34 protein-coding genes and 1 pseudogene are annotated in these 25,587 nt (G+C 46.6%); 6 read left to right on the forward strand and 29 right to left on the reverse strand.

Annotated elements, in window-relative coordinates; genetic code table 11:
- Positions 1 to 116: 116 nt before the first annotated feature.
- From ACQKPA_RS03140 to ACQKPA_RS03190, 11 genes are all read right to left on the reverse strand, one after another.
- Positions 117 to 770: an HAD family hydrolase gene (locus ACQKPA_RS03140; RefSeq protein WP_427490252.1), complete on the reverse strand. Its 654-nt coding sequence runs from the start codon at positions 768 to 770 to the stop codon at positions 117 to 119.
- Between the two features lie 92 nt (positions 771 to 862).
- A complete protein-coding gene (locus ACQKPA_RS03145; protein ID WP_071219906.1) occupies positions 863 to 1,267 on the reverse strand; it encodes an RDD family protein in 405 nt (134 codons plus the stop codon).
- 35 nt (positions 1,268 to 1,302) lie between these two features.
- Positions 1,303 to 1,590 (reverse strand): hypothetical protein, encoded by a 288-nt coding sequence (locus ACQKPA_RS03150; RefSeq protein WP_427489285.1) that lies wholly within the window; start codon positions 1,588 to 1,590, stop codon positions 1,303 to 1,305.
- Positions 1,591 to 1,641: 51 nt separating this feature from the next.
- Complete coding sequence (gene yqeK, locus ACQKPA_RS03155; protein ID WP_427489287.1) at positions 1,642 to 2,265, reverse strand: bis(5'-nucleosyl)-tetraphosphatase (symmetrical) YqeK; 624 nt, start codon at positions 2,263 to 2,265, stop codon at positions 1,642 to 1,644.
- A 243-nt stretch (positions 2,266 to 2,508) separates the two neighbouring features.
- On the reverse strand, positions 2,509 to 2,928 hold the full coding sequence (locus ACQKPA_RS03160; protein WP_427489289.1) for a VanZ family protein: 420 nt from the start codon (positions 2,926 to 2,928) through the stop codon (positions 2,509 to 2,511).
- A gap of 23 nt (positions 2,929 to 2,951) precedes the next feature.
- On the reverse strand, positions 2,952 to 3,428 hold the full coding sequence (locus ACQKPA_RS03165; protein ID WP_427489291.1) for an NUDIX domain-containing protein: 477 nt from the start codon (positions 3,426 to 3,428) through the stop codon (positions 2,952 to 2,954).
- A gap of 189 nt (positions 3,429 to 3,617) precedes the next feature.
- A complete protein-coding gene (locus tag ACQKPA_RS03170) occupies positions 3,618 to 4,538 on the reverse strand; it encodes a Gfo/Idh/MocA family protein (protein WP_427489293.1) in 921 nt (306 codons plus the stop codon).
- Positions 4,539 to 4,812: 274 nt separating this feature from the next.
- Positions 4,813 to 5,151: a YrdB family protein gene (locus ACQKPA_RS03175; protein ID WP_427489295.1), complete on the reverse strand. Its 339-nt coding sequence runs from the start codon at positions 5,149 to 5,151 to the stop codon at positions 4,813 to 4,815.
- Between the two features lie 49 nt (positions 5,152 to 5,200).
- Positions 5,201 to 5,644: a DinB family protein gene (locus tag ACQKPA_RS03180; RefSeq protein WP_427489297.1), complete on the reverse strand. Its 444-nt coding sequence runs from the start codon at positions 5,642 to 5,644 to the stop codon at positions 5,201 to 5,203.
- A 20-nt stretch (positions 5,645 to 5,664) separates the two neighbouring features.
- Entirely contained in the window at positions 5,665 to 6,744 is a 1,080-nt protein-coding gene (locus tag ACQKPA_RS03185; RefSeq protein ID WP_427489299.1) for a winged helix DNA-binding domain-containing protein, read from the reverse strand.
- Positions 6,745 to 6,794: 50 nt separating this feature from the next.
- Positions 6,795 to 7,580 carry an ABC transporter ATP-binding protein gene (locus ACQKPA_RS03190; protein WP_427489301.1) on the reverse strand — a complete coding sequence of 262 codons (786 nt, stop codon included), beginning with the start codon at positions 7,578 to 7,580 and terminating at the stop codon, positions 6,795 to 6,797.
- A 332-nt stretch (positions 7,581 to 7,912) separates the two neighbouring features.
- Between ACQKPA_RS03190 and ACQKPA_RS03195 the strand changes: the two genes are divergently transcribed.
- The 4 genes and pseudogenes from ACQKPA_RS03195 (at position 7,913) to ACQKPA_RS03210 (ending at position 10,741) form a co-directional block, all read left to right on the forward strand.
- Positions 7,913 to 8,662: an MBL fold metallo-hydrolase gene (locus tag ACQKPA_RS03195; RefSeq protein WP_427489303.1), complete on the forward strand. Its 750-nt coding sequence runs from the start codon at positions 7,913 to 7,915 to the stop codon at positions 8,660 to 8,662.
- A gap of 466 nt (positions 8,663 to 9,128) precedes the next feature.
- Positions 9,129 to 9,841, forward strand: a pseudogene (locus ACQKPA_RS03200) (FAD-dependent oxidoreductase).
- Between the two features lie 175 nt (positions 9,842 to 10,016).
- A complete protein-coding gene (locus ACQKPA_RS03205) occupies positions 10,017 to 10,346 on the forward strand; it encodes an ArsR/SmtB family transcription factor (protein ID WP_427489305.1) in 330 nt (109 codons plus the stop codon).
- Positions 10,343 to 10,741 carry an SRPBCC family protein gene (locus ACQKPA_RS03210; protein ID WP_427489307.1) on the forward strand — a complete coding sequence of 133 codons (399 nt, stop codon included), beginning with the start codon at positions 10,343 to 10,345 and terminating at the stop codon, positions 10,739 to 10,741. Before ACQKPA_RS03205 ends, ACQKPA_RS03210 begins: the two co-directional genes overlap by 4 nt.
- A 123-nt stretch (positions 10,742 to 10,864) precedes the next feature.
- Here the strand turns inward: ACQKPA_RS03210 and ACQKPA_RS03215 are convergent, their stop codons facing one another.
- The 12 genes from ACQKPA_RS03215 to ACQKPA_RS03270 form a co-directional block, all read right to left on the reverse strand.
- Positions 10,865 to 11,341: a GNAT family N-acetyltransferase gene (locus tag ACQKPA_RS03215; RefSeq protein ID WP_427489309.1), complete on the reverse strand. Its 477-nt coding sequence runs from the start codon at positions 11,339 to 11,341 to the stop codon at positions 10,865 to 10,867.
- 162 nt (positions 11,342 to 11,503) lie between these two features.
- Positions 11,504 to 11,770 (reverse strand): hypothetical protein, encoded by a 267-nt coding sequence (locus ACQKPA_RS03220; protein ID WP_427489311.1) that lies wholly within the window; start codon positions 11,768 to 11,770, stop codon positions 11,504 to 11,506.
- 22 nt (positions 11,771 to 11,792) lie between these two features.
- Positions 11,793 to 12,479, reverse strand: coding sequence for a class I SAM-dependent methyltransferase (locus ACQKPA_RS03225; protein WP_427489313.1), 687 nt, complete (start codon positions 12,477 to 12,479; stop codon positions 11,793 to 11,795).
- A 33-nt stretch (positions 12,480 to 12,512) separates the two neighbouring features.
- Positions 12,513 to 13,019 carry a hypothetical protein gene (locus ACQKPA_RS03230; protein WP_427490254.1) on the reverse strand — a complete coding sequence of 169 codons (507 nt, stop codon included), beginning with the start codon at positions 13,017 to 13,019 and terminating at the stop codon, positions 12,513 to 12,515.
- Positions 13,020 to 13,094: 75 nt separating this feature from the next.
- Positions 13,095 to 13,925, reverse strand: a complete 831-nt coding sequence (locus ACQKPA_RS03235) for an alpha/beta fold hydrolase (RefSeq protein WP_427489315.1) — start codon at positions 13,923 to 13,925, stop codon at positions 13,095 to 13,097.
- A 44-nt stretch (positions 13,926 to 13,969) separates the two neighbouring features.
- Entirely contained in the window at positions 13,970 to 14,650 is a 681-nt protein-coding gene (locus tag ACQKPA_RS03240; protein ID WP_427489317.1) for an HAD family hydrolase, read from the reverse strand.
- Between the two features lie 17 nt (positions 14,651 to 14,667).
- Positions 14,668 to 15,135 (reverse strand): NUDIX domain-containing protein, encoded by a 468-nt coding sequence (locus ACQKPA_RS03245; RefSeq protein ID WP_427489319.1) that lies wholly within the window; start codon positions 15,133 to 15,135, stop codon positions 14,668 to 14,670.
- A gap of 39 nt (positions 15,136 to 15,174) precedes the next feature.
- On the reverse strand, positions 15,175 to 15,615 hold the full coding sequence (locus tag ACQKPA_RS03250) for an NUDIX hydrolase (RefSeq protein ID WP_427489321.1): 441 nt from the start codon (positions 15,613 to 15,615) through the stop codon (positions 15,175 to 15,177).
- Positions 15,616 to 15,621: 6 nt separating this feature from the next.
- Positions 15,622 to 16,161: a YfiT family bacillithiol transferase gene (locus ACQKPA_RS03255; protein WP_427489323.1), complete on the reverse strand. Its 540-nt coding sequence runs from the start codon at positions 16,159 to 16,161 to the stop codon at positions 15,622 to 15,624.
- A gap of 85 nt (positions 16,162 to 16,246) precedes the next feature.
- Complete coding sequence (locus ACQKPA_RS03260; protein ID WP_427489325.1) at positions 16,247 to 16,735, reverse strand: NUDIX hydrolase; 489 nt, start codon at positions 16,733 to 16,735, stop codon at positions 16,247 to 16,249.
- 147 nt (positions 16,736 to 16,882) lie between these two features.
- Positions 16,883 to 18,175, reverse strand: a complete 1,293-nt coding sequence (locus ACQKPA_RS03265) for a LamG-like jellyroll fold domain-containing protein (protein ID WP_427489327.1) — start codon at positions 18,173 to 18,175, stop codon at positions 16,883 to 16,885.
- Between the two features lie 146 nt (positions 18,176 to 18,321).
- Entirely contained in the window at positions 18,322 to 18,681 is a 360-nt protein-coding gene (locus ACQKPA_RS03270; protein WP_427489329.1) for a hypothetical protein, read from the reverse strand.
- 221 nt (positions 18,682 to 18,902) lie between these two features.
- On the opposite strand from ACQKPA_RS03270, the gene ACQKPA_RS03275 reads away from it, so the two are divergent.
- Positions 18,903 to 20,387, forward strand: a complete 1,485-nt coding sequence (locus tag ACQKPA_RS03275; protein WP_427489331.1) for an endonuclease/exonuclease/phosphatase family protein — start codon at positions 18,903 to 18,905, stop codon at positions 20,385 to 20,387.
- Positions 20,388 to 20,439: 52 nt separating this feature from the next.
- Here the strand turns inward: ACQKPA_RS03275 and ACQKPA_RS03280 are convergent, their stop codons facing one another.
- Complete coding sequence (locus tag ACQKPA_RS03280; protein ID WP_427489333.1) at positions 20,440 to 20,913, reverse strand: DinB family protein; 474 nt, start codon at positions 20,911 to 20,913, stop codon at positions 20,440 to 20,442.
- Positions 20,914 to 20,953: 40 nt separating this feature from the next.
- Positions 20,954 to 21,631 (reverse strand): class I SAM-dependent methyltransferase, encoded by a 678-nt coding sequence (locus ACQKPA_RS03285; protein ID WP_427489335.1) that lies wholly within the window; start codon positions 21,629 to 21,631, stop codon positions 20,954 to 20,956.
- Positions 21,632 to 21,995: 364 nt separating this feature from the next.
- On the opposite strand from ACQKPA_RS03285, the gene ACQKPA_RS03290 reads away from it, so the two are divergent.
- Complete coding sequence (locus ACQKPA_RS03290; protein ID WP_427489337.1) at positions 21,996 to 23,195, forward strand: S-layer homology domain-containing protein; 1,200 nt, start codon at positions 21,996 to 21,998, stop codon at positions 23,193 to 23,195.
- 71 nt (positions 23,196 to 23,266) lie between these two features.
- On the opposite strand, the gene ACQKPA_RS03295 is transcribed toward ACQKPA_RS03290, so the two are convergent.
- Genes ACQKPA_RS03295 through ACQKPA_RS03310 form a run of 4 tightly spaced genes read right to left on the reverse strand, consistent with a single transcriptional unit; the run spans position 23,267 to position 25,584 of the window.
- Positions 23,267 to 23,725: an NUDIX domain-containing protein gene (locus tag ACQKPA_RS03295; RefSeq protein ID WP_427489339.1), complete on the reverse strand. Its 459-nt coding sequence runs from the start codon at positions 23,723 to 23,725 to the stop codon at positions 23,267 to 23,269.
- A gap of 39 nt (positions 23,726 to 23,764) precedes the next feature.
- Positions 23,765 to 24,208, reverse strand: a complete 444-nt coding sequence (locus tag ACQKPA_RS03300; RefSeq protein WP_427489341.1) for a GNAT family N-acetyltransferase — start codon at positions 24,206 to 24,208, stop codon at positions 23,765 to 23,767.
- A 2-nt stretch (positions 24,209 to 24,210) separates the two neighbouring features.
- Positions 24,211 to 25,119, reverse strand: a complete 909-nt coding sequence (locus tag ACQKPA_RS03305) for a GNAT family N-acetyltransferase (protein ID WP_427489343.1) — start codon at positions 25,117 to 25,119, stop codon at positions 24,211 to 24,213.
- Positions 25,120 to 25,158: 39 nt separating this feature from the next.
- A complete protein-coding gene (locus tag ACQKPA_RS03310; protein WP_427489345.1) occupies positions 25,159 to 25,584 on the reverse strand; it encodes a GNAT family N-acetyltransferase in 426 nt (141 codons plus the stop codon).
- Between the last annotated feature and the right edge of the window lie 3 nt (positions 25,585 to 25,587).

Consider the following 25,587-nt stretch of genomic DNA (forward strand, 5'->3'; position numbering starts at 1 on the left):
TTATTATGAATTTGGCGTCTTCCATGATTATACAACGTCTAACATGGAGATGGTAAAGGAATTCTATAGAGTCATCAATATGACAGAACTTGTCTAGGGGATGGCACCTCCGAGATTTATTTAGTGGTACGCGGCTGAAGATAACCTATAACGTCTTGTATATGCTGAATCTCCGCAAACGGAAAAACACCCATGCTGTTCATTCTGGCGATGTTCCCACAATAGGCGATAAATGGAATTCCGGCGCTCTCGGATGCCTTGCCATCCACCCAGGCATCTCCGACAGACAACCATTCTTTCGGCGATGTTTGAGGGAAATGCTTCAGTACCTCCATATAACCATCGGGTGCCGGCTTTAACAAACCCATAGCCTCTCTGCCAATAATGAGATCAAAATAATCCGCAATCTTATTCTCTTCCAGAGCAGCCATTGCTGCTTCCACCGCATTATTTGTCACAATGGCCAGATGCAGCTGCCCGTGCAATCGCTGAACAAGCTCTCTTGCACCCGCTTCAAGATCTGCACCGATCATCCCTCTCATCTCATGTTCCTTGGCAATATCCCACATCACGTGACGAAGTTCTTCCGACAGCAGCCCTGTATTCATAGCTTCAGCAATGATGGTTGAGGTAGTGTGGGTGTCCATGGACAGACCTTGGGGCAAGATTCTGTGATGGCACAGAAAGGCGTAGATGTCCCTCTTCATTGCGCCAAAATCAATGCTTGAACGCAGCAGCGTATTATCCATATCAAAGACAATTCCTTTTATCGTAAACTCGATATCTAATCAACTCCAATCATGGAAACGCCTTGAATTACCGCTCCGACAGCAATCCAGATTTGGATAACCCCGTTCATCTCCTAATCATACACAACTTCCGTACCGGCGATAAAATCGTGCAGAGAACGCTTATCCTCGCGCATCGCTACCATAAAGATGCTCACGATAAGTCCAATTCCAAACGTCAGTGCATACACGATTCCCGCTACAAGGTTGCGGAGAAGCATCGTTCCAATGCCTGGCGGCTCAAGAAAATCGAATTTGCGAATGCGAATGCCGCATATGCGCTTGCCGATGGTATAACCATTCCAATACACGGGGACCAACAAAGCATACAGACTGTAAATCAAATTAGAAATCGGCTCATTCTCAAAATCTCCCGTGATAATCCCTGCAATGATCCATAACGGAAGGCTCACGATAATTCCATCCAAAAGATTGGCACCTAGCCGGATCCAAAAGCCGGCAACTTGATTTTCGCCCATCAGCATTCCTCCTTAATAATCTAAATAACATTCTGTTATGGATTCCTATCGGCGTTGTCTGGCTGGTCAAACTCCTTCCAGTTATCCTTGATCTGGTTCAGGTCATCCGCTAGCCATTTACGAATGACGGGGACGATGATGCATAAGATACCGAGAATCAAACTGATGATGCTGAATATCAACGGCCCTTTTCCATAATCCGATAACAAATCCTCAAACATTCTGGGACTGTATATCCCAGCGATCGCGGCCGTTAAGTACCGGATACCGTACAAAAAAGCCGAAATACAGATAAAAATCATGCCTATCGTTTTATTGTTCATAGGGTGTGTAATCCTTCCGTTTATCGGTGGCTGTATCCGGTTGCACAATGATTATACCCTTTGGTTAATTAGCTCACTTCTAGCTGCTATTAACCACGGATGCACCAATTTCATTTTGTCACGCTGATTCCATACATGTTCCAAATACACAAGCGCCGCTCCGTCTAAATCCAGTTCGCTCAGTTTATTGCGCATGTCCGCTTGATAGGCGTGATCGCCCTCAAGTTCCCAAGAGATCTTATCCGCAACGAATAATACCTTATCCAATTGGCTTGCCCCGGCTTTTAACGTTGTATGGCATTCAATCGCGTTCAATATGTCCGGTGAGGTGCAGCCGAAGATGCGCTGAGCCATTTCCATGGAAAGCTTCTGATGAATGATCCTGATATATCGATGCTCCTCTTCCATAATGGGAAGAGACCATTCCTCTGCGGCATCCTTCATTTCGCTCACCGGAATCGCATTGCTGATATCGTGCAGCAGCGCCGCCTGCCGGGCTGCATCAGGACTGACATCAAATAACGGTGCAATGGCTAACGCCTCTCGAACTACATTCATGATATGCTCGAACGTTTCCTGCTCTCCATGCTTGATGAGAAAAGCTTCCACATCATCCCGAAGGTTATGTGTAAACTCTATGCCATAAGTCAGCTTACTAATCACGGAATCCTTCATCGTAGTTCCACCTTTCCACACAACATTTTCCAGCACCTCATATCATTGTAAGCTTAGGTTCCTGATCGAACAATAGTTTTTTCCACAATTCCCCATATCACTGTTATCCAGCTCGAGTAGAGAATGTAACGTTAACACAACAAAATCAGCCACACATAAAAAAACAGAATGACTTCCCTACATCGTAGTTAAGCCATTCTGCTGATTGTTATAAACTATTTTAGGTATGATCGAAATATGCGGCTACGGTTGTCTGCCCCTTGATTTCATGATGACCCCAAGCAAAGCATAGCCCAGGATAACACCAACCGAGTTCAAAATAAAATCATCCACATCCAGGCTTCCTCGCCGCGAGATCAGTTGCGCCATTTCGAGCACGAATAACCCGGTCAAAAAGTAGGCTAGCATCTTACGAAATCGAATTTGAAATGCAAGCGGAATGAGCACTCCAAAAGGTACAAACACAGCGATATTTCCAACGATATTGATCAATGAGCCCAAGCTGCGAATCGGAAAATAGCTTGCCATCGTCGTGAATGGAACCAGATTATAACTGAATTCCGGCTGAGTGGTCCTCCCGAATCCCCAAATCATCCAGTAAGTTAGCAATACGGTATAGCCGATGAGGAGGATCAAGGCGATCATTTTGACATGCGATTTCATGAAGGTCTCCTGTTACGTTCAACTCACACATATTTGTCCAATACGTAATCCTCGATCATGTCAATATTTCGGCGTTCTTGTGCATACTGAATAATGTGCTTCTTGATATTCGGATACAAAATAATGTCGTCCAGCTGCTCAAGCGGAATCCACTTCACGTCGGTTTGATTCGGATCTGGAATAGCCGGAAGTTTAGGGGACGATCCTTCATGTGGATAACATTCAAACACGATGTATAACGTATGGATGCCCGATATGTTATCTCTAGACTGTTTATGCGGAGCATTCTCGTACACAAATGCAACAGGCCCAGTCTGCGCTTCCAGCGTGGTTTCCTCGTACAATTCTCTCAAGGCTCCCTCTGCGATCGACTCTCCTGGCTCGGCCCCGCCCCCCGGCAAATTGTAATGCAATCCGTTCTCATCTACATACTCAACCAACAAAACATGCTCATTCTGAAAAACCAACGCTGTCGGTCTCACCCGAATATGATATGTCATCTTAACCACCTCTCCACACGGCTAACGAATAGCTGCTGAACTTTCTTGATCTGTCTATCATACAATTAACGAGGCTAACATGGAAATATTATGTATAATTGCAGGTCAAAAAGGTTATCAGGCGAGGCGAATCACATCGACCTCCCCAACAACCTCCATCCCTCAGGGATTCACATGGCGTCTGTTCCGTTAGCGTCCTGTTCGATCGTTCTCATCCAGTCTCACGGTTTCACCCGTTTCGCGGGAGACATTCGCAGCCTCCAGAAATCGAATGATCTCCAGCGTCTCAGATAAAGGAACATCCGAGACACCTGTCGTGAACATCTTCATGATCTGCTCCAGGAGACTCGCATAATAGGGTTTGGGGTGCGCCATAATGTCCACAAAGCTGCTACCCTCCGTGCGATGAATGGTCATCCCAAATCGTTCATTACCTGCACGGTTGCCTCGAATCGTCCCGATCCTCCCGTCATTCCAAACCGCTGTTAATACCTCATGCCATTCGGTCGCGGCGACATGTACGCTTACGCATCCGGGTCCGAGAACGCAGTAAAGCATCTCCGCCGCGTGGATTCCATACCAGAAAAACCCCGGCTGTGTCGGTTGAAGGGGAAGCGGTCCTGCGCAGTCCACGCCAATGATATCATCGACACCGCCACGAGCCAGCTCATCCTGAAGTCCTTGCGCATATCGAAGAGACGAGCTGCTCATAACAGTAACCTGAAACTGCTCCGCCAGTTCGGCAATTTCCACTGCGTCCTTACTGCTCACCGCAAACGGCTTATCGATAAATACCATTTGGCAGTGAGGAGCAATCGCGCGAAACAAGGACAGATGCGATCTTCCGTCGACCGCTTCAAGCATGACGGCATCAACCTGTTTGGAGACGTCTTCCGGAGAATCCAATATTTTGCTTCCCCGTGCAGCGAGTTCCTTCGTATATCCCTCCACCCGGCTTATGCTAAGCTCGAAGTCCGGGGATCCACCGGGAAATGCCGCCGTAACCCGTCCGCCGGGAACATGATAGGGATGCGTCTTGTCATGCAGCATTTTCGAGAAAATGGAGACATGCGATGTATCCAAACCAATCATACCGATTTTCAAAGTCATAAGTTCATTCTCCTTTACCTTCAGCATTTTAGATGATCACGCTGGCTTCTCCATTTCGCTGCGTTACTGAGGTTATCCAGCAGGCGGACATAGGCTTTTCTTTCAACCATCATATCATCCTGAACGACTAAAGGACGTGACTTTAATTCGTCTTTTAACCTGATCCCGGATCCAATACAAAAAGACCGCCTCCATCTAATTATCTGACGTTGGCAGTCTTTCTAACGGACTTATAAATGCGTCGTGCAGTTGAATAAGGGGCAATTCCATATAGTTACAGCTGCATTCTCCATTTTATCACGATGAAGCGGTTGACCAGAGCCACAAGGGCAAAAACGATGGCAAACGTAATAAAGCCCGAATAAATCTGGCATGCCACCGCGGTTGCAAATATAAGAAATTCGATGAGCAGTACCACGGCAAGCGGCAGCTTGATCCTTGCCTTCGGAGAGATGGTCATTCCCCAGACGACGGCTGCAAGCAGCGGAAGCCCAATACCGAGTCCGACCTGTGCCATGAGCCCGGAACCGTAGTGGAAGCCCCAGTAACCTATCGAAAATAACATGATCAATTCCAAAATAAATCGAATCGCAAGATTCCATAATTTGAACATATTGGAGCACCTTTCGTTTCCTGTTGTACACCCATTTCCAATGCTGTAATCACAGCTCGATTTGCTCCAGGTGATGGATCATATGATCCACATAGTCGTTAAACAACCACTCCAGGGTGACCTCCGTTTTATCGGGCAGCACGCATTTTTTCTGAAAATCTGATGAATCGGCTTTTTGCATGACACGCAGAATCATCCGGTTCAAATGCTGCCACAGTGACAACACTTCCGATTGATCATATTGATCTTGGTAATCGTTCACCCGGACCCAATCGTTCTGCGCGTACCCCGAAATGGCAATCGGATAATCGGATAGCAAGATTTTCACAAACCGGATATGGTTATTAACCGCTGAATCGCAAAGGTGACCCAGGATCTCCTTCTTGGACCATTTATCAGGCGCAAGCTTCAGATTGAACTCCACCTCATTAGTCGCCGTTACAATCTCTGTCATTTCGGTAATCAATGATTCCAGCTTTATGATGGACTCCATGCGCTATTCCTCCTTCAAACTTATGATTCCATTCGTGTAATCGGCATTCCCACGAAATCGCTATATTGCTTGGCAGCTTCCATAAACTCCTCTTCTCGATCCTTCCTTTGCGAGAACCGACTAAACGTGATTTCGATACCGCTGCGCTTGATCTCCCGCTTCCAGATACCAACCACTTCCCCTCCTGCCACCATCATCGGTTGAAAAACCCCGTTACGATGGGGAGCGATCTTCGCATCGTGCTCTGTCTCTATGATCGCGCTGCGGTCCTTGTAACCCAAGTAATATTCATCAAAACCTGGAAGCAGAACCACCGAATCCGTATCAGCGGACACGGCCGGCGCAGTAACAGAGCTCCAGTATTCCGTGCCGTTGACAAAATCTAAACGAAGATTTGATTTGACCGCCTCAAAGCCTCGTTTAGCTTCCGTCAGCGTTAACCCGACCCACCACGCAAAATCCTGAATCGTTGCGGGCCCGTGACCGGTAAAATAACGAAGCGCCAGCTCCCCCAGCGATTCTTCGAGCGTCAGCTCCCTTGAATTCGGGACCCACTCATCGAGCAGCACGAAACTCTGCTGTTTGCCTTCATGCGGACCGAAACAGATCATGCCTGTCCGTCCCAAATATCCAAGAATATAATAACCGCGGCCGTTCTTGGTACTGATCCCCGCTTCCTCCAGCAGTTCCATCAGTCTGGGACGGGATACGGGTGTGCAGCCACTCAGCGCGTCGCCAATTATTGTTCGGCATCGATGGAGCGTACCTTCGTCAAGCTCAAGTTCGACCTGCTTCTTCTTGTCATTCGTTTGAAAGCGCGATTCCGTCAACTTCACCATCCATTTGGCGTCCTCGGACGGTACGAAGAATATCGTCCCTCGCATCGGCCAGGTTAGCACGATTTTGCGATCGTTAAGGGCCTGCTCCACATCGGATACCTTGGCGGACTTCGTACGGAGACCGATTCCCCAGACCGCTTGGTGGTAATCCTGGGCTTGCACAGCGCCGAGATTTCTGACGACTTCCTCCGGAGTTTCATGCTTCATGCCGGTTATCCCTGAATTGAACAGCCTTCGATTCGCTATGATTCGATTTGGCACAATGGTCACTCTCCTAGGTCATGAATATCTCGCGAGCTTCAAAGCCATCATTATAAGTCCGGAATGGACATCCAGGCCCGATCATTCTGCCAGCTCACCTCGACCGGCGTCTCAAAGAACGAGCTTAAATTGTCGCTGGTCAGCATATCCCGGGAACGACCTTTTCCGAAGACGGTGCCCCGGCGGATGAGCAAGGAGTGCGAGAAGATCGGCAGTATTTCTTCGATATGGTGCGTAACGAACAGCAGGGTCGGCGCATCGGGCTTTGAAGCCAGTGCCGTAATGCTGGACAGCAGCGCTTCCCTCGACAGAAAATCCAGTCCGTTACAGGCCTCGTCCAGTATCAACAGCCTGGGCGAAGCCATAAGCGCCCGGGCAATCAGCAGCTTCTGCTTCTCCCCTTGCGAACAAGTTTCATATGTACGACCCATCAGATGAATACAATTAAAATCCTTCATAAGCTGCTCGGCCTGCTCCCGGTCTGCTTCATCCACCTTCTGATACAGTCCGATCGAGGCGTGTTTGCCGCTAATCACGACGTCCAGCGTGGATTCGCTCGGCCGGATTCTTTCCTGCAGCGAGGAGCTGACCCAGCCTATCGATTTACGCAATTCTCTTAAATCCACCCTGCCAAAGAGATGCCCGAGCACCGAAACCGTACCGCTGGTTGGCCAGATGTATCCGTTAATCATATTCAAAATGGTTGTCTTTCCGGACCCGTTCAGCCCAAGAACCGCCCAATGCTCTCCTTGCTGTACGGTCCAATCCACGCCTGTAAGAACGGTCTTCTGCTCCCGTTTCCAGGTTACGTTATTCAGTTCAATCGTCGTGTTCATCACTGCTCCCTCTCCTTCTTCAATCTGCTGCGTCACTTCGTTTCTCTTTTCAAGGATTATACCAGCAATTACATATTCCTCAATAGCGAGATGAAATCCAGTCTTGTGAGCAGACTACGACTTGGAATCATGCTTGTACCCCAGCCGGACATTTCATAGATTAACGAGGGCTCTGGCTCATGAATTATCTATTGACAAATAATTATTTTTGTGTTATAATATAATATTTTTCTATTTACATGGTTCTGCTTGTTTGATAATCTACTTCTGCTCAGTCTTCTCTAGAAGTTGAAATCGGGAGAAGAGATCCCCATATAGTGGAGGTATGTAACATGTTAATCGATCAAGGCATTGCCATGCTGGAAATTTCCGCAGCCATGATGGGACGAATCGAAACGATCCATCCAACATTCCTATGGGATCATCAGAATCTAGTTCTGATCGATACCGGCTATCCCGGCCAGTTCCCGCTTATTCAGGAGCAGTTATCGAACATCGGCTTTTCCGTTCAGGACATAAACAAAATTATTATAACACACCAGGATTTGGATCATATCGGCAGTTTGCGAGCCATGATCCAACACAGCAGCCACGCGCCTAAGGTGTTCGCCAGCGAAATAGAAAAGCCTTATATCGAAGGCGATACAAGGCTTGTCAAACTATCGCCCGAAGCCATTGCACAAGCGTTGGCTTCGATGCCCGATAACGTGCCGCCGGAGTGGAGGAACGCGTTTAAACACACGCTGGAGAACCCGCCCACAGCACCAGTGAACCGCATTTTGCGCGACGGCGAGATGCTGCCGTTATGCGGCGGTATCATCGTGATCCATACGCCCGGCCACACCCCGGGCCATACCAGCTTATATCATATGCCGAGCAAAACCTTAATTGCCGCAGATGCCCTGAACGTGATCGATGGACGGCTGGTCGGCCCGGATCCGGCAACCACTTTTGATTTGGTGTTAGCCCAGCTTTCCTTGCAGAAGCTCACTCACTATGGCGTCCGTAACGTGATCTGTTACCACGGCGGATTATTTACGGACAATCCCAACCAGCGCATTCGTGAATTGGCTTTTGCTTAAGCGTTTGTCGGTCCTACCGGACGGTCAACCAGACTTCGCTACTTTTTTGATCCATCGATCCAGGATACCTCAAGCCACCACGAATACGTACCGCCGGCCGGCACTTCGGCCGCTGCCTGACGATGCATAGCATGCGAGAGATCATCGAGCAGCCCCGTCGCGGGTTCCAGCGCAAGATGATACTGTCCAACCGCCCGGGTAACCTTCGTACATCACATAAGCTATATTGATTAGTCAAAACTTCAATTCTGCGAGCTATGACGTAACATGCAATGCCGTCAGGACCCGTAAAACTGGTATCTTACCCCCTCCGCAGACCGTGTTCATATGGAGTTGAAATATGTCATTGACACGACACCATATGGTGACCTAAAATCAAAGTATCACTAAATGGTGTCCAATTAGAAGTCCGGATGAAGATATAGCGATTGCCTTACCGATAACGTTATAAGAGGGAGATGGGGCAATGAGTTTTTTTCAAGATATGTTCTCCATAATCAAGAAGAGAGAACTATCATTTATAGAAAGCCGCAAGGAATCAGCCGATGTCTATTCTTTTCTATTTGAAAGAGAGAAGGATTTAACCTGGAAGGCAGGGCAATATGGTTTGTTCAGCATTACTCATAAGACCATAAAAAAAACCACAAAACCATACAGCTTGGCACCTGCTCCTACAGAAAATATGGTTAAAATAACAACGCGTATCAGTGATGATCCAAATGATTTTATAAAAAAGCTCTATTAGAATTAAGACAGGGAATGAAAGTTAAAATGAGCGGTCCTGTCGGTTCATTTTATTTGCAAGATAACAGTCCTTCGCTTACGATCGCAGGCGGAATTGGTATCATACCATTTCGATCGATCCTTAAACAATTAGAGGCAGAAGGGAATTATGACGGGAAACAAAGAAAGCTGCTCTATTTGGATGGCAGCAAAAAGTCTTGTATCTTCAAGAATGAGCTAGATGAAATGGCTAACCATACTTCATTAACTGTGACTTATCTTGATTCAAGAGATGACTTGCATCAGGAAATCGATAGGTTTAACACCTTATATAAAAACAAGGGAAAATACTTTATTGCGGGTCCGAAGTCATCGGTAGATTCTATTTCCAGCCATTTGCAAAATAATCAGATTACTAAGCGGAATATCAAAAAGGATGCCTTTTTTGGGTATTAGTTTAGAATGGACATTAGAGATTAACACTAACTCTCTAATCGAGTGATCGTCATTTCCAGGTATATCTGAAAATTTCACTTATAAAATCATGAGGCAGAGGTGGTGAAATTAACGGCGGTCCCTTCACACATCATTAGATTACTAACAACAAAATTAGACTTTTAGGAGGGTTGTCGTGATTGAGAATAATCCGTCCCGCGATGTATTTGACGCGATTGCAGATCCCACTAGGCGTCAACTGATTCATCTGTTATCACAGGCAGAGGAGAAACCGCTTCATGAACTAAAGGCACCATTTTCAATGGGCCGTACAGCGGTATCCAAACATTTGACCATCCTTAAAGAGGCCGGACTGGTGCTCGACCGGAAAGTAGGCAGAGAAACGCGATTTAGGCTAAACGCCGATCCGCTTAGAGAAGTTCAAGATTGGGTGGCTTTCTACAGCAAATACTGGACTACAAACATGCTGCGCTTGAACCAGCTGCTCGAGGAGGAAGAAGAATGAGTTTAATCTTATCCATGGATTTTCAGTACACGACATCGATCGAGAAGGCTTGGGCTGCCTTAACCGATTCAAGCAAGTTAGCAAAGTGGATCACGGAAAATGATTTTAAGCCTATCGTTGGACATCGTTTTCAATTTCGCCATGAGCCGTCCGAATATTGGGATGGAATCGTTGACGGCGAAGTACTTATCGTAGAGCCACCCAACCGGTTGTCCTATTCTTGGGCTACCGGAGACGAGCGGCATACCGTCACCTGGACACTGCATGATTTAGGAGACGGTAAAGTTAACCTTCATCTCGAACAAACGGGCTTCTCCAATGTTCATGGACTCGAAGGGGCCAGATATGGCTGGGGTGAGTGGTTCGGCAAGTTTGAGAACGTGTTGGAGCAATAACAGAGCGTTAACCCTGCTTGACTCGAATCAAGATAAACCGGCTGCATGTGTTTGCAGTCGGTTTATGTCTAATTTGTACTATCTTATAAGCTCTTGTCATTTCGGATCAAGAACGGCGATACCTTAATTAAAGGTCATCCATGCCGTACTTCCTAGAATCTCAAAATTCTGCTTGAACCAGAAATTCCGTGATTTATCCAGGGTATAGACATACATTTTTTTGTTAGGATACTTTGCTTTGAGCCAGTCCACGAAGAAAGCCGCGTATCCTTTGTTTTCGAATTCTTTGAGTACATCCAAAGCTTGGATAAAGATAAAATCCTTCTTATTCTTGACATCAATATAGAAGTCCTTCTCTAAATACCGCTCATCGGCGCTAAAATAATCTTGTTCGGCCTTCTGCATGAGCTGCTTCCCGTTATCGTATTCCCACACGACTCCGTACCCCACCATCTCATCTTCCGCCTCAATAATGTAGATTTCCTCCGGTAATTCCGCGAGGTCCATCGTGCTCAGTTCCCCTGCATGATAAGCCGATGTAATTTCACTTAGACATCGCTGCATTTCATGATCAAATGACTTTGTAATCATCGTTGGCATTCTCTGTTCTCCTTATGATCCATTAGCAAACATCTTCAAATCAAAAAAAGCAGGGCTCACATACGTTCCCTTCTTCTCCAGTTGAATGTGTATGGGTTATTGTCCTTCGCAATTCTACCACAAATTCAGCAGTGCGTAACCGTTCAACATAAGATAGCTAATTCATTGAAAGATCACGTCGACCACTTTGGTCAATACCACGCACTCTATGACAAAGATCCCTAAACAACAAAAATAGAACACGGACAGCTTCAGCTCTCCAAATTGATCCTTCCAAAACCGACTGCGGAACAAGGAGATGATATCCGGCGTAAACGAATACTTTACCGACTGCTTCAGATCATCCACATCATCAAAAATCCTTCTGAAAATCCACTTGTATATCGGAATGTTAAGAATAAACAAGACCACATACATTAGAAGTTCCACGAGGCCACATCACCGTCCTAGCTTAAACATGCTTCCACCAGATCCCCGCGCATTCCGGCACGGTTGACCATTGGTTCGCCTGAATCTTGTTCGTCAGCTCTTCTCCGAAAAAGAATCCCGTGTTATGCAGCGCTTCTTCAACTGTTTCAAAAACATAATCCGTTCGAATCCACTGATGGTTAAATCTATATTGATGCTCTAATTGTGCGTAATAACCCGTTAAGAAATCGGGAGGATTCGGTGTCTCCGTTCCGGTTCCCATCGTTTCCAGAATCAAGATCGTCCCGCCTGGTTTCAATACTCGCTGCAGCTCTGTCATAACAAGTTCAAGATTCTCACGCCAATCGTCATGACTCGAATCGGCCAGATAACTAATGCTCCAACCCGATACAATCAGATCCACACTCGATGAATCAATCGGCAGGCTGCGATGATCAGCGACTACGGTCGTCCAATTACGAGAGTCATAGGCTTCAGATAATTTATCATCCAAAATATCCAACATCGGTTGCGCTATGTCAGTACATATCAAAGATCTGACATCTCCGGCTAACAGCATGGATAATCGACCTGATCCTGCCCCCAAATCAAGTACATCCAGCCCCTCGTATGGCCTTTTTTCATAAATAACTCCCGCTAAATCAGGCTGCTTGCTAATCATAGCCTCATAAGCTTCGGCCTGCTTATCGTAAATCCCTTTCGTTGACATACCATGCTCCTCCTATCCACCCAGTATACTGATTTAATTCTTCGCAGAGGTTCCTTGACTTCTGTTCATGAGTCCTTGGATCAACTTGTACCCGAAACACAATAGAAGCGAAAATGCCATCATCATGAAGTACGTATTTACATTAAAGAATTGATTATTCATATGGATCGATAAAATACCGGACGTGATGGATTCGATATGAGCCCAATCGACTCTACCATATTCCGATTCGAATGCCTCCGCTTGAATTTGTCTATAGATTTCGAGTCTTCGGAGCTGATATACATAACCCGCTATGATATAGCCAGCCAGGGTAAAGATCAACAAACTTAACGAGCTGAGGGACAGCTTCACACCTTTGAAGACACGAATCCATTGATTGACCAGAACAAGAAAAAGGATGCTCAGAGGGATGAACAGCAGGATGGCAGGATTGCCATTACCCGAACTGGTGCCGAGTTTAGGTGTCATCGCATTCCCGAATAGAACCACGAGCAGACAGATTAATGCACTTATAAACAGCCAGGTGAATCGTTTCATCTTCAATGATCATCCGCCTCCCCTCAAGCTTCCCTGCAAAAGCCGATTATCTCTTCATGAACGAGGTCCGGCATCTCATGATTGATCGCATGGCCCGCGCCCGGAGCGATGCGGTAACGCACCCCATTCGTCTCCAGTCTGGCAACCGCCCTCGGATAAAAGCTCAGCATATCCTGATCGCCAATAACGAACAAGGACTTGCTGCGAATAATCTGAATGTCGGCAGACGAATGGATTGTAAATGGTGTGTTTCATTATGGAGCGATTGTTAAAGTACTTTAGTAAGTAGACCCAGTGCTGCATAAGCTCCGGATTGTTCTCGAATGCATCTGCATTCGTACCACATAGCTTGCGAAGCAGTTTACGCACACTCCGTTCTGAAGGGAACAGTGCTTCAGGCAGAAAAGCCCGCATCATTTTGCTCATCAGTTCAGATTGACTTCCGGCAATGCCGCCAGCCAAGCATACAATTTTTCTTACCCGATCCGGTCTGACGATGGCGTAATGATAGGCCAGGTAAGCTCCGTAGGATACGCCGGCAATATAGGTTGCTTCAACATTCATCGCATTCAGGATCTCGTCCAGCCATTTTGCCTGATTAAAGTCATGCGCATACCGGTCATTCGGCTCGCTTTTCCCCGAACCTCCGATATTATCCACGGCGATGATTTGGAAGTTCCGGGACAACTCCGCCACATTATATATCCACATCATGGCGATATTATCGCCCGTTCCATGCAATAACAGCAGCGGGGGGAGATCCGATGAACCTGCCGTTATTACGTGAGTTATCCCGTACGAAGTGGATATTTTATGCTGCTGGTAAGGTACCGTCCATCCCGCCAACAGGCGGTCATAGGATTCATAGACGAGCTTTTGTCCATTATCGCTTTTAAATCGCTTCAATAGATGCACCTCCTTACACAGGACTCTACCTTCATTGCTAACCCTCAATAGTGTTCGGCATAAATATGAATCAATTCTTCCAGCTTATGTATCGTCCTATATGGCTTTATTGCTTCAGAGTAGTCCCAATTTCCATCTCGCGTAAACCATATGGGTTTGATTCCGCATTGCGCTGCTCCGATGATATCGTTATGCGGGTGGTCTCCAACGAACCACGTCTCTGATGGCAGTGCGTTTAGCAAATTTAAAGCCTTCATAAAGATCCTGGGATCCGGTTTTTTGACGCCAGCCTCTTCGGAAATCACGATAGAATCGAAGTACTCGCGTATACCCAATTGACGGATCTTCCCCTCTTGAACTTGGACGGTTCCATTCGTAATGATGCCAAGCCTCAGCCCCTTAGACTTCAAATGACGCAGTACGGGAAACACCTGATCCATCGGCTGGATACAAAGCGGGAAGGCTTCCCTGAAAAATGTCAGGTATTCATCGGCAGTAGGCGGATTCTCCCACCGAAGATGCTCGACCAGCATCTCATACACTTCATGCTTATCCCGGTAGCCGTTCTGATCCGCTTCCTTAAATCGCTTGACTATCGTAAGCTGAGCATCTTCATCGGAGTCTGGGAAATACCTGGCAATCAATCGCTCAATAAACGAGTCAATCGCCGACCTTCTGTCCGTTAGTGTCTCATCCAAATCAAAGATTATCGCTTTTAACGTCATAGGGAACCTGCTTTCTATCAGAAATGAGCCCGCTCTCCATTCGCTTTGGTGAAAATATGTTCCGGATATTTTAAAGCCGTGGGTGGCAGCTGATCCTCCGGAAAGAATACGAGTTCAGCAAACTCGTCATTCTCAAGATCCAACTCACCCGAAATGATGCGGCACTCAAACACAATCGTGAGGTACTCCACTTGATGTCCGTTGCTGTAAGTATATCGGCGTTCTTTTCCACCATATACCCCAATGATTCGTTCAGGTACAATATCTAGCCCAGTTTCTTCCTTCGCTTCGCGAACCATCGCCTCTGCAGGGGATTCTCCCAGCTCGATGGCACCGGCCACAAGTCCCCATACATCTTCGCGATGCTTTCTTCCAAATAAAATAAAATCCTGATCATTACGGATAATGCCCGCAACGGACGGCATGAATATTAACTGGTCTCCGATCTTTTCTCTTAGATCCTTATAGTAATCTGACATTCCCATGATTTGATAGCTCCTTTGGATTTCTAATAAAATGGATAACTAGAATCTGTTCTCAATTATCAATGCCCTCATCGTATGTATCGCACTGATTAATGCATCTGTATCCCGTCGTCTACCTATTAAGGTTGTTGTCAATTCTATCAGTTCAAAGGCCTGCTCAACGCTAACCCACTTGATTTCCTGCGTTTCCTCATCATAATGGGCGCTCCACACATCCGGCCTCATCAAAAAATACTTCGTCACGCATGTATCCGATTCATATTCACCCGGAATGGCTGCGATAATGCTGCATTTATATCCTGTCTCCTCTAACACTTCCCGGATTGCGGTTTCTTCCGGGGAGCTATCGCTTAATTCAGCACCGCCTTTGGCGAAGGTCCAAACATAGCCGCCCCAATGGTCGCGCGGACTTCTCATGAGGACCTCTTGATTCTGATTGAACACAATGCCTCCATAAGCATACTTGGATCTCCAGCTCAATTGGGCTCACTCCTTATGTAACTTCGCGTTTTCACGGTTCAATATGGATGTAATCTGCGCGATATGATGCTGGTTGTGCCACACGAATCGCTGCAGCGCGATATCCAGGGTAATGCTGCCGAGCACTTGAGTTCTCATGGTTCTTTTGAAATCCTCGGGCTGTAAGTCCTTAAGCAGTATAAGAAAACGAAAATGAAGTGTTTCCAGAAGCGTAAGCGAGTTCTCAATGGGAACCTCCGTGTAATCACTCAATTCAGCCCATAAATCCTCCCGGTACGAGTTTGCCACCGGCTCCTCCTCGGTCAATGCACGTTTAAATCGCAAGTATGCGTTCATGTCGTTATCAGCCAGATGGTGCACGATTTGCTGAATACTCCACCCCTGTTCACGATAAGGCATATGCAGCTGGGAAAGGGGACATTTCATTATGATTTGCCGGAGCGTCGGTACGATTGAAGGTATCTGCTGTATAAACCTCTGCCTCTCCTCCAATGTCGGCTCCACCTTCGGCTCAAAGGAACCCAAGGGAAAACGGATGCTGGCCACTTCCTCACCTCCTCGATACATCATCGTATCCTTCACATACGAAAGAACTGTGTTCCACGGCAAAAAAATAATACGAAATAATCCGCTAAGCATTATGAATATGCGATGACCCCGAAGTTAGAAGCAACGACGGATGAAACAATTCAAGCGAGTGCTGCACGCCATTCTTGAGATTCTCAACGATCTGTCTCATGACTTCGACATCCCTGATCTTCATACTGTGATCAGCTAAGATGTCAGGCAGTGTGACCCACCGGGCATCCTTAATCTCGCCTGCTCCCAAATGAAGCGAGCCTCCCACCACTTTTCCGGTAAAATGAAACATGATCACAGGGTGATTCAAACTGCTTATGAATGGATACACGCCTGTAGTGCCTGTCAAATGGACATCATATCCTGTCTCTTCCTTCACTTCTCTTATAGCCGCCTCGAACATAGCTTCCCCAGGCTCGATGCGCCCTCCCGGGAAGTTCCAGGTATTCCGCACCGTAGGTTTATTTTCTTGGATGATAAGCACTTGATCCCCTTGAACAAGGGTCACGCTGACCACGAGCACAATTCCATTTTCCGTCATATCCACATTCCTTTGCACTTGATCATAAAAAACAGAACCCACCGTTGGCGTTAACCGCGAGGAGGGTTCTTGGATGAAATATCAACTGCTTAACAACATTCTACCGTTAACGGACATAACGCGCAATCGCGCGACGTTGTTACAACTTCAACTCAAATGACTCCCCTTCTCGCGCATAATGATCCAAGCTTGTCCATAAGGATCCTTAAAATCCAGAAACCATGCGAAGCCTTCGTCCCGAATTTGCTCAATTCTCGCACCAGCGGCAGATAAATAAGAGCTCAGTTCTACGATATCCCGATTGGTTTTGAATATAAATGATGCCTCTTGTCCAGACTCCAGCTCCCTTGCTTTCACGCATTCCAATATCAAATTCGGGCTGTTGTACAAAGTTAACATATAGAAGCCTTCTTCCTGCATCAATATGTTGAATCCTAAATTTCGGGTATACCAGTCAGCCGCTGCATCAATGGTATCTTTTGTAAATATCATACGGATGTCGTCCAATCCCTCAAGAACCGGAATGGGCTCCTTCGCAGACTCCACATGCGGCATTGGGGCAGGCTTATAACCACCTTCAAGATAGAGGGCTTCGATCTCACGGTCCTGCATGGCACGATTATAGATCCGCAGGTCGTCGATACGCCCTTGGAAAAAGAAATACGGTTCATCGGTTGATTTTCTACCTACATACATCGGTTCTTTATTATAGGGTGTAAAACTGCCTGTACGCTCAGCAACGAGACGGCCATTGACAACCATTCGGTAACGGGATTGCTCATAGGTTATAACCACATGATACCAGTGCTCCTTCACGATCTTGGTGTTCATCGATAGATCCGGTTCTCTAAGGAAACCATGGAACGTAATATACTCATCCTTCGTGCTAAGCTGCATCGCCCGGTTCTGGTGATGGCCATCTTGCGAGACAATCGCGCTATGCCATCCACGGAGGATCTTGTGTGCATCATAATAACACCATACGGATACTGAAAAAGCATCATTCACAAGAATAGGCGGTTGATCGATTCGGACATAATGACTTCCACCATCCAACACTAAAGCCCCGCCCTTCCGACCAAATCGGTCTTCACCATAATTCCCGCCTTCTAGTCGCCCATGATGTCCCTCCCCGCTGGTATCCCTCACATTGCCGTCGAACAAATACTCAAGTACGAGTCCTTTTCGTAAATCGATGTTATGGGCAGTCCTGCCAAAAAGCTCATCGATCGTGACCCCGAATACATCTGCCAGTATCGGAATCAGTAAAATATCCGGACAAGATTGTCCATTCTCCCATTTACTTACGGCTTGATAGCTGACGCCGAGTCTGTTAGCCAATAGCTCCTGTGTGATGCCGAGCTGTTTTCGCAGCCTGCCAATATTGTTACCAATCACGCCGTTTGCCTGATTCATCAATCCAGACACCACGCTTTCCATGAGATGCCTCTACTATACACAACAACCTCACGAAAAAACATAACGCGGAAGTAGAGTAAGCTAACATGCACTCAACCTCTGGTTGAGTGCACGCTTTGTCCATCTTCATGTTAGTTTAAGGGTCTTAGATCGTAACGATAGCATAATCAATATATCCTTCTTTCCCGCGTAGCCCCCTCAAGCCACGAAATAAGCCCTATTTGGCTAACGTAGATTTCGTTTTGCACCACAATATAAGGAAACGACACCCCTTCGGAATCACCCTGCGCTCTTAGCGCATTCTCGGATGAGATGATACTCTTCACCTGAGACTCGGTGAGGTTCAAGAATTCGGCCGTTTGTTCAAGAGTCATTAATGGGCTTTCCGTTTGCATCGAATAGGCTTCATCCGTTACAGCTGGCACCGACTTTAAACTCTCAGTCCCCTGAAGTATAAAACTTGCCGTTACGATGGATATCCCGATAATGAAAGAGCAGATCAATGCGCTATAATTCAATGGCTTCAAACCATATCACCTCAATTCCTAAATGGTATTATTCCTGATGCACTCATCCATTTCCTCCACGATTACCCAAAAGGAAAGCAAAAACCTAAAATATTGTAAATACGCAGCCAACTAAAAATAAGATATGATATGGGCAAATCAGGAAGGGAGGACAGGATACATCTACTTAACGTCCACTTTAGAAGGAATCAATTCTTGCACATGACAAAGGAGGAACTTTAATGAGAATCCCCAAAATCACCAGCCTGTTCATGATGCTTACATTTCTGACGACGGCGTCGCTCTCCCCTTCCGGCGAGCTGGGAAGTACCGCGGAAGCATCGTCGGGGCCTTTGCGTGTTATGAGCTTCAACCTGCGTTATGCCGCCAATGACAGTCAACCTTGGGAGAAACGCCGCCCTGTCACCAAGAATCTCATCCTGGAGCATAAACCGGACGTCATCGGAACGCAGGAAGGGCTTCACCGGCAAATCCTCGATCTGGAGAATGATCTGCCGGGATATGATCGGATTGGAGTCGGACGTGAAGGCGGGAGGTTAGGCGAGTATATGGCGATCTTTTATAATACGGAACGACTGAAACCATTGGAACAGTCTCACTTCTGGCTGTCCGATACGCCGCAGACGATCAGCTCCGCCAGTTGGGGGAATCAGATTCCGCGGATGGCAACCTGGGTTCGCTTCCAGGATCTTCAGAACGGCAAAACCTTTTATATGGTTAACACGCATCTGGATCACCAATCCGAGGTTTCCCGGCAGAAGAGCGCCGAACTCATTGTCGACAAAATGAAGGCCTTTGCCTCGGATATCCCCGTTGTCATAACCGGCGATTTCAATACCCGTCCGGGAAGCGATACGTATTCGATTTTTACAAGCAACGGGATGTCGGATGGACATGTCACCGCCAAGAAACGCACCAACGATGACCTGGGAACCTTTCATAATTACAAGGACCCTACGGGCGGCGGCAGCGGAAACCGGATCGACTGGATTCTGCACAGCCAAGGCTGGAATGTCCTGCACAGCGAGATTATTAATTACAATGAAGTCGGCCAATACCCTAGCGATCATTATCCCGTCATGATGGAGGGTACCCTGCAAAGATCCAATAAAACCACCGAAGAAACGGTACCTAAGCTGCCCTTGACTACCGCCCTGCACATCACCGAGGTGGTCGCTAACTCGAACGAGCAAGGGAATTACAATTATGTGGAGATATACAACCCTACGGACCGGGAGATCGACCTGGAAGGGTATCAAATCTACTATTATTACGACCCTGCTCTTCCGTTCGACAAATCCAAGTCCAACCGCTGGACCATTACGAAGGATCGCTACAGCACGGACACCGTCATCGGCCCGAATGAAACCAAGGTGATCTGGATCAAGAAGCAGCCTTGCTGTTATGACCTGAGCATGGAGCAGTTCCTTGCCAACTATAATGCTGATGGGGAAGATCTCTCACCGTCTCAACTGCTGGCCGTCTTTACGCCGGGCAACAATCAGGGCCTGAACGGAACCTCCGCCAGCGGACGCTCTTTGGGCATTTCAGCGCCATCCGGCACGCATCTTATCGGCGTACAGTTCAATAACGGGCAGCTGGATGCCGGGGTTAATGAATCGATCACGTATCGAGAGCCCGAGCCGCTGACGAGCATTATGCAGAAAAAAGAGACCCACCAGGTCCCTTCTCCAGGTCAACCGTAAAATAAAAGTCCCCCTTGATCGCTGGATACCCCAGCTAAGGGGGACTTGCTTATTAGATCGATGTAGCTTTATATTGAACCGCCAAACACTGCTTCGCGATATAAAAAATTTGACCCATATGCTCCGAATAATGCGTGGCGCATTGATGCAGTATGTCGAGATTGCTTCGTTCTTTACCGCGTACCGGTTGAACCTGTTCAAAGTCCTCACTCGACATGGATTTTACCGTATCGATCAGGAACTGAAACCGATTCTTTACAATCTGAATCAGATCATCCCGGCTGACAAAAACCTGCGTCAGCTCTTCCTCCCGGTTTCGTGTGATGTCTTTGTGCAGAATCCCTTTCATAACCCGCTCTTGAATGTTGCCTTCGATATGCCTGATCAACGTCGAAATGCTCAGACTGGAATGGTTGGGCCGCCAATTGACTTGCTCATCGTTTAACTGCACCAGCACTTTTAAGGTACGGCTGCGGATGTTTTCAAATTTGTCCTCCAGCCACTTCCGGTTGAACTCATGATCCATAACGCAACACTCCTTTTTCGGTATGATAAACGACTTGACGTCACCTCTTCATGGCTTTCCAGATGTATTTGTGTTCATGGACTCCAAGCTGCCCGTCGATCTGATTCTCCCGTATCTTGGCCTCGAGTTCACCCTTCATTTCCGGCAAGGTGAAATCGGGATTACCCGGCACATCCGACAGAAACAATGCAAATTCGCGGGCATTCGGGAAGTAAGTAATCGCTTCATTATACTCCTCAATCACGACATTCATGTAGCCATTCTCCGACAATCGCCTTCGAACGGCAGTCACATCATTATGTATGCCGATGATGGTGCCGCCTGAAGCTAATATCCTGGGATGTTCGATGATCGAGGTGGGCCCTCTGCGGTCATAGATGAGATCAAACTGAGCTTCTTGAAAGGGCAACTCGGTCTTCGTTGTGGCAAACACAAATTCCACATTACCGATTCCGCTGCTTTCGAGTAAGGATTGGGAGATTCGGATCATCTCCGCGGAGTTGTCAAAACCAATGATGTTCTTAGCATGCCTGGACATCCGGAGCGTGAACTCGCCATGCCCGCAGCCAGCGTCCAGCACCGAATGAAACTGCGGCAGCATCTCCACTAACCGCTCCTCAAATACCTCTTCCGCCGACCTGCCGACGATGGTACATACCGCTCTTCCTTTGTAGCCGCCATTCCTTCGTGCGATCATGTCATACCAGTCTATTCCCATACATACCTCCTCCGTCATAGGCTGTATTGCATTCACTATCCAAGATAGCAGAAATCTGTTATTACATGGTCTTGAAAGAAGCCAATAGTCACCAATTTAACCGCTATATATCTAATGACTTAAAATATTACCATTTTGTTCCGTAATGTCAACTGTTACATTGAAAAAAATCCGTCAAAATCATACCTTTCATGGTCGATATTCCGATATTCTTCTCCTCATCCGATACGTTCAAACCAGAAGTGTGTGCAGGCCAACTCCTTATTGCTATGTATATACTCATAAAAACATTGCTCCTGTCATAATTTGTCGTCTACAATGGAGGAATATTAATCCAATACATAGATACATACAGGAGGATTTCATGTTTCTAAAAAGGTGGCGTCGATTATTATCTTTTACCCTCATTCTATCGTTGTGCATGACATCCATGGCAAGCGCGGCGGAAACCAGTCAAGCCAAATATGGCTGGGCCAATGAATCCGTTGATTTCCTTAGATCTCATGGAGTTTTTGAGAATATGGAGTATCGGACAAAAACTTTAGGCAGAATGGTAACCAAGTCCGATCTCACGCTCATGGTTCATCGGCTGTTTACCGATTTACGGGTCGAAAACGATAAGAACATCAAGATACCGGGGGTCCCAAATGCACATTCATCCTACCAGATCTTTAAGGATGTATACGGCAGCATGCCGGGCGGATTAATTGCAGCCGCCGACAAAATCAATTATCATGACGAAACCTTCAAGTTTATACCGGAGAAAGTGTTAACACGCTGGGACTTATTGATTACGCTGAATGCGCTGTTCGATGATATTGGATATTCTGTGGAGTTATCGGAAAGTGAGGAGATTGCGAGACTGCGGGAGATCAAAGATCTTCCCAAAAGGTATTTCAATTCCTATAACCAATACCAAAAATGGAAGTACGCCTATCAACCATTGGCACCCGAAATCGGATTGATGCAAGACAAAAAATGGGGGCCTTCCTTAGCCTCCGATCTCGATTACGTTAAAGCTTATGCGCTGCTCGGCTTTGCCGAGGCCGGCATCATGAAACCTGACGCGAAAGGGTATTTTCGTCCGAATCAAAAGGTAACGTTAGCCGAAACCGCGGTCATCCTGCATCGCATATACGATTATTATGATGGCAGCGACTATGTCCGGGAACCATCAGCAGATGATCTCATTCCGAATGGCACTAGAAACTTTATCTATGCAGGTTCTCCATCAGGGCACGGAGAAAGTCCGGTTGCTGACTTTGCTTTAGTGAATCCCGATTCTGTACCGGAGTTCTATCTGGCCGTGAAGGCTTCAGAAAAAATCGACTTGCAAATCAACGTGAACGGGGAGCCATCCTTTTATACTTACGAACAATTAAGCAACCCTAAGCAGCCTGTTCGAATAGCTTTGAACGGCGCATCCTATGCGGAATTCATTCCCATTATAAGGAGTAAGGGTCAGAAAGCCACCAATGACAATAATAAACTGAAAGTTAATTATTATTATTCTGATACATTCCAGGACTTCACCCAATTATTGGGGTATGAAGCCGATCTTTAGTTAGGCTAACAAAGGGAGTGCACAACTGTCACGAACAGTAGGCACTCCCTTTTGTCATGGCACTAGTTACTTCAAGCTCTTAAAACACCCTCCAACCCGCTGCGCAGATCCTCAAATACCGGTCTTTGCACAGAGCTGATATCCTCTAGATCAATCTCATGCAATGCCTTGAATTCCAACTGCAACGACTCGTTGTTGACATCATGATGATTAAGTATTCTGCCCTGCTCCTCCGTCTTCCCTTCCAAATCTGCCGTGGCGTTAAAAATAAACATGACAAACACGACTTCGTTTCCGTCCGGGTATCGATACTGCATTCTGGGTCCGCTATAAACACCATAGAGTTCATGATCGCGGACGACCAGCCCCGTTTCTTCGAATACTTCCCGTCGCATCGTCTCCTCCACGGATTCTCCGGCCTCCATACCACCACCGGGAAGTCCCCAATTGCCGTAATCCGAGCGTCTCTGAAGCAATATTCGTCCTTGATGATCCCGGATGATGGCGCCGCCAGTCACTATGATTTTCATATCAGCATTATCCTCTCCGCACACTTGTAGGCTGAAGGTTTACAGCATCAGCTTCGCTACGGATTCACCCTCCGACCACGGCATGACGCCGATTTCCTCAAAACCCGCTTTGACATAAAGCTGCCTGGCCCGTTCGTTCTTCGGATCAAAACTTATCATAAGGACATCAGTCCGGTCAGGTTTGTTTCGGATTTCTTCAACTATGTATCGCAAAGCCGCTTTACCGTAACCCTTCCCTTGAAAATTCCCGTCGATCATCAAACGGTAAATCCAGTAGTTCCCGTCATCGGAGTCCAAGCCATACAACGCGAATCCGACCATCGTCTCTTCCTCATAAATGGCCATCGCTTCAAAATGTTCAAGAAATTGATACTGAGCAATCGAATACAGATTGGAGGCGATAAAGCCTTCTTGTTCGGCCTTCGCTTTCAGTTTAATGCATTCGGTCCAATTATCCTTATCAATGGGCTGCAATCTAATCATATCTAGCTCCTTTGGATGGTTGTTGGTTTTAACTCATTGGTATAGACCATGTTCGTCAATTCATCTCCTGGTAAAAACCCCAGCTTTGTGTATAGAAGCTCAGCTTTATTCCCCGTTGTTACAAACAATCGTAAGACGTCATAATGGCGGTCTAATTTATGTATGGCTTTTCGTAACATATACTCGGCCAATCCCTTCCCCTTACAAGCAGGAGCAACAGCAATTTCATAAATTAACGGTAGATCCTCCCAGAGGGATACGAAACATATGCCCACGATTTCATTGGATTGTTGATCGACTATAGTTGAAGAAGCATCCAATAGAATATCAATTGAATTATTCTCAAAATAATAAAGGATATCCTGAGTAAAAACCTCACCATCACGATCATCGATACTATTACAATAGGCATCCATCATTAGTCGGGTTATTTGCACCAATTCACCTGGTTCTGGTTGTTCACACCTAAATTGGTCGACAAGAGAGGGTGAGTGTGTATCGGCTGTGGGCCGAATCATGCATTTTCTTGCTTGCTCGGGTTTAAAGCCTTCCGCAGCGAATGCTGCAATATGTTCAGGTAGAACGTTGTCCGCATGTATTCTATTGATTCCAGTTATATTCTCCAAAATATATTCCTTCAAGTAAGCCACAATCGGTTGCGAAAAAACAAAGGGAGGAATAACAAACAGGGATCCCATCGTATTCTCCGATATCGATATTCCTGCTATTCTTATACCGTCAGACATAATCCAGTAGCAGTCGTCCGCATCCGCCATCATCTGCTGCACATGCTTCCAACTCGGTCTGAACCAAACATTTTTCCTATAGGTCGCAAAATACTTAGAATAAATAATAGGGTCTGCTTTAACTAAAGAATATACCGGATGAGCCTGTAGCTGCGCCTTTCCCATTTATCCATGACCTTCCTTCATAAACCTGGCTTAATGTTTCTACACCAAATGCTTTATCAAGTAATAATGCTGATGCCCCCTTGGGGCATCGTCGATACGTGCAATCTCTCGAAATCCATGCTTTTGATAGAACAGCGGCGCTTGAAAGCTGAAAGTATTGAGCTTGATGAATGTGCATTGCTTTTCTCTGGCTATCCTCTCGATCTCCTGTAGCAATCTTGAGCCGTATCCCCGCCCTCGAAATCGATCATCGACCCATAGAATATCGACCTCAATCCAATTCCAGCAAAATACACTGTTGATCCCGCCTGCGATTTCACCATTCTCATCTTTTATATGTAAATTGATCTCCTCGTAATTCGGCTGCAAATCTTCTGCGATAAACTGTGCATTAAATTTAATCAGATTCGTCCGTACCGAATGCGCTTCTTCAGGACTGCTTCGATTGATGCTGATCTGCGACAATTG

The sequence above is a fragment of the Paenibacillus sp. NPDC093718 genome (assembly GCF_050279985.1).
Taxonomy (GTDB): domain Bacteria; phylum Bacillota; class Bacilli; order Paenibacillales; family Paenibacillaceae; genus Paenibacillus_AQ.